This window comes from Variovorax flavidus, from assembly GCF_030317145.1.
GTDB lineage: Bacteria > Pseudomonadota > Gammaproteobacteria > Burkholderiales > Burkholderiaceae_C > Variovorax > Variovorax flavidus.
Genome location: NZ_JASZYE010000023.1, coordinates 1 through 10,156 on the forward strand (window position 1 = coordinate 1; position 10,156 = coordinate 10,156).

8 protein-coding genes and 1 pseudogene are annotated in these 10,156 nt (G+C 61.6%); 5 read left to right on the top strand and 4 right to left on the bottom strand.

The genetic code is table 11. The annotated features are described in order from the left end of the window. Positions 1-252: 252 nt before the first annotated feature. Together QTH90_RS31350 and QTH90_RS31355 are read right to left on the bottom strand one after the other, a co-directional pair. On the bottom strand, positions 253-663 hold the full coding sequence (locus tag QTH90_RS31350) for a hypothetical protein (protein ID WP_286668500.1): 411 nt from the start codon (positions 661-663) through the stop codon (positions 253-255). Further along, positions 660-947 carry a hypothetical protein gene (locus tag QTH90_RS31355; RefSeq protein WP_286668501.1) on the bottom strand — a complete coding sequence of 96 codons (288 nt, stop codon included), beginning with the start codon at positions 945-947 and terminating at the stop codon, positions 660-662. The genes QTH90_RS31350 and QTH90_RS31355 overlap by 4 nt, the downstream gene beginning before the upstream one ends. 84 nt (positions 948-1,031) lie before the next feature. Between QTH90_RS31355 and QTH90_RS31360 the strand changes: the two genes are divergently transcribed. Beyond that, a complete protein-coding gene (locus QTH90_RS31360) occupies positions 1,032-1,814 on the top strand; it encodes a hypothetical protein (RefSeq protein WP_286668502.1) in 783 nt (260 codons plus the stop codon). A 302-nt stretch (positions 1,815-2,116) separates the two neighbouring features. On the opposite strand, the gene QTH90_RS31365 is transcribed toward QTH90_RS31360, so the two are convergent. Then, positions 2,117-3,487 (bottom strand): replication initiation protein, encoded by a 1,371-nt coding sequence (locus tag QTH90_RS31365; protein WP_286668503.1) that lies wholly within the window; start codon positions 3,485-3,487, stop codon positions 2,117-2,119. A gap of 624 nt (positions 3,488-4,111) precedes the next feature. Between QTH90_RS31365 and QTH90_RS31370 the strand changes: the two genes are divergently transcribed. Continuing rightward, positions 4,112-5,308 (top strand): ParA family protein, encoded by a 1,197-nt coding sequence (locus QTH90_RS31370; RefSeq protein ID WP_286668504.1) that lies wholly within the window; start codon positions 4,112-4,114, stop codon positions 5,306-5,308. A 1-nt stretch (position 5,309) separates the two neighbouring features. Beyond that, the gene (locus QTH90_RS31375; RefSeq protein ID WP_286668505.1) at positions 5,310-6,359 is read left to right on the top strand and encodes a ParB/RepB/Spo0J family partition protein; all 1,050 of its coding nucleotides are present in this window, start codon (positions 5,310-5,312) and stop codon (positions 6,357-6,359) included. 491 nt (positions 6,360-6,850) lie between these two features. On the opposite strand, the gene QTH90_RS31380 is transcribed toward QTH90_RS31375, so the two are convergent. Beyond that, positions 6,851-7,630, bottom strand: a complete 780-nt coding sequence (locus QTH90_RS31380; protein ID WP_286668506.1) for a hypothetical protein — start codon at positions 7,628-7,630, stop codon at positions 6,851-6,853. A 755-nt stretch (positions 7,631-8,385) separates the two neighbouring features. Between QTH90_RS31380 and QTH90_RS31385 the strand changes: the two genes are divergently transcribed. Both QTH90_RS31385 and QTH90_RS31390 read left to right on the top strand, forming a co-directional pair. Further along, positions 8,386-8,514 carry a hypothetical protein gene (locus tag QTH90_RS31385; RefSeq protein ID WP_286668507.1) on the top strand — a complete coding sequence of 43 codons (129 nt, stop codon included), beginning with the start codon at positions 8,386-8,388 and terminating at the stop codon, positions 8,512-8,514. A gap of 1,320 nt (positions 8,515-9,834) precedes the next feature. Beyond that, a pseudogene (locus QTH90_RS31390) lies at positions 9,835-10,047 on the top strand (transposase); the annotation flags it as partial. Positions 10,048-10,156 lie beyond the last annotated feature (109 nt).

Consider the following 10,156-nt stretch of genomic DNA (forward strand, 5'->3'; position numbering starts at 1 on the left):
CCGGTTCGGCACTACCGAGAACGCAAACTTGGGGCCGCCGAATGGATGTCGTCATGGTCGGAGATGATGGTGGCTTTAGATGGATGGTGTGCGTAGCGCCAGAGAGTCCGCCTTTGGCCGCAGCCGGCTGTCAGAGCACGAGGGTCAGGACTGACGCCCGCAGAACCATTTGTTTCTGCGCCATCAATCTGATGGATAGAGATAGCTGTCATGCTCGGAAACGCGAGTGCCGTCGAGTGACCTGCTATCAGGTCACTCGCGAGCCGCCTGAAACGCCGCCTGCACGGCGCGCACGAGGGACGGGTGCAGCACCCCCAGTTTCGGCGTCTGTCCGTGGGGCGCAGCAGGCGGTACCGAGAACCACTCGGTGCTGTACGGCAGATCCAGTGCCTGCTTGAGGTCGAACTTGGTGTCATAGCTCACGCCCGCCGCCGCATAGGCCGCCGCATTCCGCTCACGCAGGACGGAAAACTCACCCCGGTGAAGCGTCGTCGTACGCTGGCTGGTGCCGTAGGCCACCCGGACCGTGAACTGCGGATCATCGTCGTCGAAGACGGCCAGTATCAGCGCGGGGCGTGGCTTCGGGCGGGGATGAATGTCGTCGGGGAAGTGGCACCAAACGATTTCGCCAGCAGTGGGTTCACCCCACCACTGGTGGATCATGCGGTCTCCGCGTCGAACAAGCTCGAACGCACCGACCGCTTGACACCCTGCGGCGCCCGCTTCTTGATCTGGCGCATTTGGCTCGCAGTCATCGGACCGTCGTCGGCTTCGTATTGCGGCAGCACACGCACGGCCAGTTCGTGCAGCGCATGGTGGATCGCCTGCGTCTCATCGACGCCGAGGTATTCAGCCAGACGCTTGGCGGTTTCGCGCGTCACCCCCGTGGCGCTATCGACCGGGCGGTAGCGAAAGGCGATCTGGTTCACGGTGGCGCGGGCAGGCATGTGATGGCTCCTGAATGATATCTAAAAGATATCCATCTTTTAGCTCTACGTCAAGTCACTGTCATCCGCTGCTAGAGGACAAAGGTGCGCCGCACGCCGTCGATGCAATGGGCCGAGCCACTTCCACTTTCCTCTTCAGCAGATCGCGTTTCGGGTGCTGCCCAAAGCTCATCCGGCGAGCCAGGCAGTCACCATAATCTGGCATTCCTAGTTGATGCCAGCCAGATGAGCGCCGCCGATTTCCTCCTATCCCCCGAAGTCCAAAAGCTGTTGAAGATCGTATTCGCACAACCGAACAGCAAGTTCTCAGTCGGCGAACTCGCCAAGAAGACCAAGCTCGATGCGGGCGACGTTGAGCGGACGCAGGAGCATCTCATCGGCAGCGGCATCTTGAGCCGACACAACGCCAACGAGGACGAAACAAGCACCGTCAGCGTGAACACGTCGTTTGTCTTCTACAGGGAGCTCAGAAGCATTGCTCTCAAGTCGTTTGCCGCAGCCGAGCCCATCCGCGCGATGCTGCGTTCAAAGTTCAAGAATTCCGTACTGCGCGCCTTCTTGCTCGGCGAGGACACGGATGCCACTGTCGAACTGCTGGTGGTCCACGGCGAACTGGTGCCCGATGAGTCGGAAATGGCTGCGGCGTGCCAAAAGCTCTCAGCGTCCATTGGACGGCACCTCAAGGTGCAAGTGATCTCGGGCAAAAGGTTCGCCGTCCTCGCAGCACGTGACAACCTCCACCTCAAGCTGGAAGCTGGCTCCGTAGTGGAACTCATCGCTGAGGGGGATACCAAGGCGAAGCCGTCCATTGACCGCGGGGGCTTGCTCCAGAGCGCCAGGAACAGGCTCGCGGCCCTGGCCCGGTAGCACGGGTACCCACCGAAGCAATCATTCGCTTTGGCGGGCCGGGACGCTCCAAAAAAGCAGCGCAGCCTTGTGTGGAGATCGCCTGTGACGCAGCCGACGTCGCTGGGGCACGGTTGAGGACCTGCGACCGTGCTCCCGCTCGGTAGTCTCGGACCCTTCGTCCTCGCAGGGGATCGAAATACAAGTGAGCGGTCACTGTTCGCACAGAGGCCTGGCGTTCTGTTAGGCGCCTGCCCTCCCCTCCTCCCCTTGTCTGCCCTGCCCTGCCTTGCCCTACAACGGCAGACACATACCTGTGCTCTTCACTTGCCCGATGGCTCCACTGCATCAAACAACTGCCTGTCCACCTTCCAGTCGGGACCGTAGGTGGCGTCCGCATAGGCAAAAATGACGGCCGAACCCAGAAGACCGTGAAGCACGTCGCCCTGGGCTGCCCGGCGACTGATGACCGCATTCAGGAGGCCCTTGCGTGCCAGGTCCTGGAGGGCCCTATTGACCCATTTGTTGAGCTTGGCTGGCTCGAGCGCCGCGACCTCTTTCTTCATTGCTTCGATCTGCTCGCCCAGCCAGCCTGAACCCTCGGATGCAGACGACTTGATGGGCACGGGCTCGACCGCCGGCCCTGGATCAACCGGCGGCGGTGGGCTGTCCCCGGCTACCTCTTCCTTTTGCGCTGCGGGCTCTGTCTCATTGCGAAGAAGCGAGCGCAGGTAGGAGAACGGGTTCTCGACCGCGCGCAGGGACTTGCTGGCGGCACGCCTTTCGAGCGTGGCGATCTGGTCACGCACCCTGTCATCGCCAAACTCCTTGATCAGGCCTTCCAGCTTGATTTCCCGAATCCCGAGCGTTTCGGCGCGTAGCACAAGGTTGGCATCCACGGGTTGCTGCGCAGTGGCGAGCCGAGGCGTGGACGCATGGCGCTTCTTGCGCACCGCGAACTGCACTTCGTGAATCAGCCTCCCCTGCTTATGTTCGATAAGCTCGATCTCGAGATCCGTGTCGGCATTGATCTCGGCAATCGCTTCCTTGACGCGCTCGTTCTTGAACTTGCGCCATTCGCGCCTTTCGGGCCCCGGACCGTTGCTCAACGCATCAACCCACCAGGTCACAGGCTTGCGGCTCGTGACACCGCTCGGATTGTCCCGGTAGCGGATGCAGATCTCGTAGAGTGCGACCGCCGTATAGGAGCCCAGCTTCCCGAGAACCTCGAGATCAATGGTCGCCCAGCGCTGAGGCTCGCGCAACGCGGACATGATGGTCGGCGGATAGGACCAGCTGACCCAGTTCTCGCCGCGGCGCACTTCCAGGGCCACTTCCGAAAGCATCGAGAAGCCGCGCCACTTGACGCCGTCGCCCGGAGCCGTCGACTCCCAGTCCACCTCAAGGCTGCGCATTTCAAGCAAATAGCGCTTCGCCGCGGTTCGCTCGCTGCCACTGGAACCTGTCGTGCGCAGAATGGCAGCAAGCGGCGCTTCGAACATGAAGTCGGCGGCGGGCATCGCCGGCATGGCGACGAGTCGCGTTTGAGAAATCTGCAGAAGCGCCGTATAGATGCGGCGGCCCGTCAGCGTTACGCGCGCTGAGCGCGGCATCATCACGATCATCTCGTGCGGCTTGCGCAGCTCGAGCGCATCGTCCGCGCCAGAGCCGGCGAGATTCTGCTGGCTGGTCATAGGGCGATCGTATGTCCAATTCCGATTGGACACAAGTCAAAAAGGGTCCTGGCAATTGGACCCGCACGGCGCCCTGCCCTCCGACAAGCCAACGCGACCCCCAGAAGACGATCAAAAGCTGGACAGTTCACCTGGAGAGCGTCACGGGCGATCCGTTCGAGGGCGATTCAAACCCGGACACTTCGCCTCTTCACGCACGCTTTTGGGTGATTTCCGGGCGATCAGAACCTGGACATTGCGCTGTTCAGCGTTGATTGGCCCCTTTTCAGGCCGGCTGCGGGTGGCTGTGGATAACCTATGACCCGGCCGATTGAAGTCCGGACGCTGACGATAGCCCTGCGGACAGATCCGATGAAAACCCGGACACTAGCGATTAAAACCTGGACAGCCAACGCGAAAAAACGGCTGTAAGTTGTTGATTTATATGGAGAAAATCGAAATCGCTCCGGCGCTTAATCTCTTTAAGGTATTAAATATTATTTAATCTCGAGACGTCTTATGACCTCCAAAAGTCCCCAAACCCCACTTCATCGGGGTTCCGTCGTGCGCTGCAGCGGAGATTCTTCGTTTTTTCGCATGTGGTTGGCATAATCGCACGACATTCAAATTTCCAAGGCAGAATTCGTGGACATCAAGCAAACCATCCGTCGACAGAACCTCGAGGACATCGAGCACCAGGCGCACAAGGTCGCCGGCATGATGGATCGCATCCGTTCGGCGATGCTGGCCCCCACCGCCGCCAAGTCTGCGCCAACGCTCAAGGCCGTGCAACTGGCGGAGCTGTGCGGCGTCGACAAGTCGAAGATCTCCTATCGCCTCACCCGGGGAGACCTGCCGAGCGGAGAGATCCATGGCAACAGTCGCGAATGGTCGATGGAGGATGCCCAAGTCTGGGCGCGCGAACTGCGCTCCGATCATCTGCGGCCCGAAGGCGCTGCGGCCATCACGATCACCGTCGCGAACTTCAAGGGAGGCGTCGCCAAGACGACCTCGGCGGTGACGCTGGCGCAAGGTCTGGCCATGCGCGGTCACAAGGTGCTCCTGCTGGACCTGGATGCGCAGGGCTCGGCCACCACGCTGTTCGGTGTCCTTCCAGATGCCGAGGTTGAAACCGAGCACACCGCGCTGCTCTTGTTCAATGGGGAGGAGGACAACCTTCAGTATGCGATTCGCCCGACCTACTGGCCTGGCATCGATCTGGTGTGCGCGGCCCCCCTCCTCTACGGTGCCGAATTTCACCTGCCGGCCCGCCAGGCCAAGGACCCGGGCTTCGAGTTCTGGCGCGTGCTGGACCGCGGACTCGACCTCACGCGCGAACAGTACGACGTCATCGTCATCGACACCCCTCCATCGCTGAGCTACGTGACGATCAATGCGCTGATGGCGGCCGACGGCGTCATCATGCCGCTGCCGCCTTCGGCGCTCGACTTCGCCAGCTCGGCGCAGTTCTGGGACCTGTTCTCCGATCTCTGCAATCAGCTTGTTCGCAGCCGTGGCAAGGACAAGAGTTTCGAATTCATTGATGTCCTTCTGTCGCGGGTCGAGGCCTCGGATACGGCCAGCTCGGTCGTCAGGCAATGGGTGCTGGAAGGCTATGGGGACAAAGTGCTCCCGATCGAGATTCCGAAGACCGCCGTGGCGGCTACGGCGAGCGCGGAATTCGGAACGGTGTACGACCTGCCGCGCGGTTCGGTGAATTCCAAGACGTTTTCCCGTGCACGGGTTGCGTACGACCGAATGTGCGAACTGATCGAACAGCAGATCGAGGCGGTGTGGGCCCGCCAGGTCGAGGAACGCCAGACACTGGAATCGGGGGTTTGAGATGGGTCTCAAGGACAAGGCTTCCAAGATTGACTTCGCATCGCTGATGCCGGTTTCGACACCGAACCCGGAAGCGGCGAAACCCAAGACTGCGCCTGGCGCAATGATGGCGCTGGCCAACGATCAGCGATCTGAATTGCTCCGCGAGAACGATCAGTTGCGCGAGCGAGCGGCCAAGGCCGTCGAACTCGAAGGCCGGTTGAGCGACGCAGTCGCCGAACTGCGGACCTGGGATGGCGTCAAGGCGACTCGGCTGCTTGACCCGCTCCTGATCCGACGCAGTGAGTATGCGAACCGCCATGAGTCCAGCTTCCAGAACGCCGAGTTCGAAGACTTGAAGCGGGAGATCAAGGAGGCGGGCGGCAACATCCAGCCTATCAAGGTGAGGGCGATTGCTTCGCCGGGCGAGGGGCCGGCGTATGAAATCGTCTTCGGCCATCGTCGGCATGAGGCGTGTCTGCAACTCGGCTTGCCGGTCCTCGTGTTCGTCGACAACCTGGATGATCGGGCGCTGTTCGAGGAGATGGAGCGCGAGAACCGCCAGCGAGCCGATCTCTCGGCTTGGGAGCAGGGCGTCATGTACGCGCGTGCGCTGGATAGAGGGCTGTACCCGTCGCTGAGGCAAATGGCTGCCGCCATCGGGGTCGATCATGCAAATGTGTCGAAGGCCCTGGTGCTGGCGCGCCTCCCGCAGGTCGTTTTGCAAGCCTTTGCTTCTCCGTTGGACCTGCAGTTTCGTTGGGCTACCGCATTCAATTTGGCCCAGACGAAGGACGCGGTAGGCCTTGAAGCAAGGGCTGCAAAGATTACTGCTGAGCGGGGGTCGATGACCCCGAAGGCGATCTTCGGGGCCTTGACGGCTCCGCAGGCACCGGCCGTCCGAGTTCAATCGGATGCTTCAGTCCAAGAATTCGATCGCGAGGGTACGAAGATCGCGACGCTAAAGGTCGATCACGCAGGGCGTCCATCGATCCGCATTCACGTCGCGCTCAGTGAGGTCCGGCAAAAGGAGTTGGCACAACTGCTGGAGAAATTCGTCAAGAATGAGTGAAGCGGGCACCGCGTAGAAAAGAGCATCCGTATGGATGCTTTTTTTTGGCCCGCCGGAGGCGGAGCCCAAGCCCGGACCCGGTGAAGAGGAGGGCGGTGGGGTACGGTACCCCAAGCCCGGACCCGGTGAAGAGGAGGGCGGTGGGGTACGGTACCCCAAGCCCGGAACGGTGAAGAGGAGGGCGGTGGGGTACGGTACCCCAAGCCCGGAACCGATCAAGAGAGGGCGGTGGGGTACGGTACCCCAAGCCCGGGACCGCTCAAGAAAGGGGCGGTGGGGTACAGTACCCCACACCCGCAAGCGGCCAACGAGACCGACAATGGTGGCCACTCTCAGAGAGCTTTTGCAAGCGTCGCATTCCACCAGCCATGGACCTCGGCTGGCTTGGAAAGCGGCCTCCCTGTGTTGGACAAGCCCGCTCATCAGCCCGTAGGGGACGAGGAGGGTTTGGAGGGGCCACACGGCGACTGTTTCTGATCGTCGCCAGGCCTCTACGGCGCGCGATTCTCCGTGTCTAGCGTGGAGAGGATCTCACTAAGCATCGATTTCACCACGCCCATGTCCCGGTCGCGGCGCGCTTCTACCAGCGGGTCTGATCCACTTCCGGAGCGGCCGGAACCCACCGCGATAGCTTCTTGCGCACGGGCGACGGCATCATCCAGCTTCGTGATCAGGTTGTTGCGCATGGCCGAAAACTGGGCGACCTCCCGTTTCACCTCGGCCATTTCCTGGCGCAGCGAGACCACCTGCCGGAGCAGTTCCCCCAGAATCTCCGCCTCAGGTTCTGGCCCGGCCGGAACAGACGGGGAGGGCGCCGGCGCGATTGCGATCAGGTGCGTGAGGCGAGACTCGAGATTCTCGGTGGCTCGGGCGACCGCCAGGTCGAGTACGGCCTGCGAGCCCGTGTCGGTAAGGTGTGGCCACAGTTCGTAGACGCGGCGTATTGCAAGTCGAGTGTCGAGCCTCAGCCCTGGCCGCCCTCCACGTCGAGGCTGTCGCAGTGCGTCATCTGCGAGTGAAAAGTGGCTGAGCGATTGCTCCGGCGCGCCGCACGTCGTGAACTCGCCGCTGGCGCTCCATTTCTTCAAAGACGACTCGGTCGGCGCCTCGTGGCCGTGCATCATCGTCAGCATCCTGCCCAGTTCCGCCAGGGAGCAAACGGGCGGCCAGCCGCGAGCAGCGCCCAGGGCGGGGTCGGGCACAAGATGGAGTCCTGCCTCGCTTGCCGGCACTTGAAGCGAAGGGAGGGCGTTCAATGGGGCATCGATCATGGCAGGGTTTGGTTACTAAGTAACCGAATTATCGATCCATTTAGCGCGTAAAGCTCGAAACAGCTTTCACAACGGTCGTTTCCGTGAAACATTTTCGCGCGGACACGAAAAAAGTTAACTAACCCGTTGTCATATAAGGAAAAAATCAGTGACGTTGAAAATCCGTGAAACATTTGCTTTCTGCCGGATCTAGCGGTCGCACCCACGACGGATTGTCGTCGGCCATCGTTTCCGACACGATGCGACAACATTTCCGTATCATTTTTCGTATTGTGGCAAGCGCCCGTCGTTCGGCTAGCTCCGGACTGATTCCTGACCTGACTTGAACCGGTTGGCCGCTCGGAAACGGGCCGCCATGGTGCTTCCAGCGCGAGGCGGCACGGCGGTATCCGCGGCCCGGACAGTGGCCACTTCCCGCGGCCTGCCGCATCACGAAGACCGCAGTTCTTGGCCGCCCTCAGCGTGTCGCGCTGTCCCGGCCCTCACGCGGCGTACGAAGTAAACACAAACATTCGTGTATGCCAGATGGTTGTCGTGGCCCTGAGCCTTCGCGCGCGGCGGGGGAAGCACTTGACTCTCGCTGGGTGGCCAGTGAGCTAGGGTCGCACTCAAGGGGGCGGCTTGAAGAGTCGCTGGTTTGGATGGATCTGTGTGGACGCGAAAGTCTTTATGGGCCGCGGGTCGTTCAGGCTTGCGGCTATACGCGTTGGTAAGACACCCAACTGTCCAGCTTCTAATCGCTATCTTTGCTCTCGATGACCACGCTGCCCACGCCGTCCCAGATCGCCAGCCTCGACGACGAGAGCATGGAGCAACTCGCCGAGGGCTGGCGCGCGCAGGCGCTGCGTGGCGACAAAAGCGCGTTTGGCGTTGCACGCCTTTGAAGTCGAGCGCCGAAGGCGCCGGCGTGAAAGCAGCTGCAGCAATTCAAACCGCTGCAATCCCTCGCGCCGCCGAAGCCGTGGTGGAGGTTCTGGTGACCAAGCGACACGGGGCGCCTGCTGGCCCGAAGAACGGCCAAGTCGGGCCGCACCGAAGCTGCACCATTCGCTTCGGCTTGGGGGCGACGGGCCTGCGTCGCACGATCGCGACGAGTTTGCGGCGTCCGTCAAGCGCGAACACAGGCCCCGAACGGCTCGGATGATACCGGCCTTCCCTTCGCACACCTCGTCGCTGGCGCCGCCAGGCCGAGTTCGTGGCGGCGCAGGGAATGGAGGACTTTTGCGAAAGCGGAGCAGATAGAGGCCTACGAGTCCGCAAAGGCGGCCGGGCCGAAGGAGGGCGAGGCAGGGCGTCAGCCTCGGCGATCGCGCATCGCGACAGCGGGGCGTAACTGCCGGGCGTCGACGAATTAAGGCGGCTCATAGTTTTGATTGGGTCCGGAGCGAGAAGCCGTCGGAAAGCATCGGCGTACGAAGTTCGCCCGGAGGCGGGCCGCGGTGGTTCCGCTGGCGACAGCAATCGTGTTGCGCGGCGAATCAATATGCGGAAAAAACGCCCATCACTCGTGGAACCTGATGGCCCTCCGTCCTTTCTAACCCCCTTGTTCTCCAAGGTCGACCACCGACGTCCATCGCCCTTGCCGTCACTGGCGAGGGCGTTTTTTCGTCTTCTCCGGCATTTGGTTGCCGATGCTCCAACGCCCTTCAGGGCGGCAGCGGCTTGGTGACCTTCCTAGGTTTGCCTGATGGCGGCTCAGTGGACAGTTGCGGCCCGCGGCCATCACTACCGAGCCCTTCCGGTTGACGCGCTGCGCGTTGCGCGTTCGAGGCGGCAGTAGGGCTTGGATGTGTTTGCAACGGAGGGATTGTGGTTGAGTTCTCGCCATCAGCAGCCGATCGGGGCGCAGTTGTGCCCTGCGATATTTCGGCCGGATGCGGCGCTGCCCGTGGCGGTTCAGGCAGCTGTTGAGCGGTCGCGAGCGATGCCCAGAGCCAGAGCGCCGAAGGCACTCTCCCGCGGATCCGAAGATGTCCAGGATTTCCATCAAGAAGGGTCATGGGGACCTCTCGAAGAACTTGCAAGAGTTCTGTGTACTGCGAATAGCGACTACCGCGCGTGAGCTCATTCGCCGGCCAGTCGTAGGTTTACACGCGCCGTCGTCTGGCCGTCGCCAAAGACGGCTCAGCAGCGAGGCTGTGTGAAAACGGTTGAAGGACTAACGCGAATCGCCTAAGTTGTGGCAACTCGTCGAGAGGGGTCACATGAAGCGATTCATCGAGGGAGAGGTCCGAACTCAGGTCACCTTGCTGCCGGAGTGCCTCGACGACTTCATCGCGGAGGACAACTCGGTCCGAGTGGTCGATGCCTTCGTCGACGAACTGGACTTTCAAGAACTCGGGTTCGAAGGTGTTCGCCCCGCTTGCACCGGTCGGCCCGGTTATCACCCGGCCGTGCTGCTCAAGATCTACATCTGGTCGATCGACGGCGCGACGCGTCGCATTTAAAGGGGGCAACCATGAAAATTGCTGGCCTGGATCACATCGTTCTCTGTGTTGCGCGCGTGGACCGAACGATTGAGTTCTA

What these genes read in the sequence shown, in the direction of transcription:
- QTH90_RS31350 (WP_286668500.1), bottom strand. Translation starts at nt 663, where the DNA reads ATGATCCACCAGTGGTGGGGTGAACCCACTGCTGGCGAAATCGTTTGG.
- QTH90_RS31355 (WP_286668501.1), bottom strand. Translation starts at nt 947, where the DNA reads ATGCCTGCCCGCGCCACCGTGAACCAGATCGCCTTTCGCTACCGCCCG.
- QTH90_RS31365 (WP_286668503.1), bottom strand. Translation starts at nt 3,487, where the DNA reads ATGACCAGCCAGCAGAATCTCGCCGGCTCTGGCGCGGACGATGCGCTC.
- QTH90_RS31375 (WP_286668505.1), top strand. Translation starts at nt 5,310, where the DNA reads ATGGGTCTCAAGGACAAGGCTTCCAAGATTGACTTCGCATCGCTGATG.
- QTH90_RS31380 (WP_286668506.1), bottom strand. Translation starts at nt 7,630, where the DNA reads ATGATCGATGCCCCATTGAACGCCCTCCCTTCGCTTCAAGTGCCGGCA.
- QTH90_RS31385 (WP_286668507.1), top strand. Translation starts at nt 8,386, where the DNA reads ATGACCACGCTGCCCACGCCGTCCCAGATCGCCAGCCTCGACGACGAG.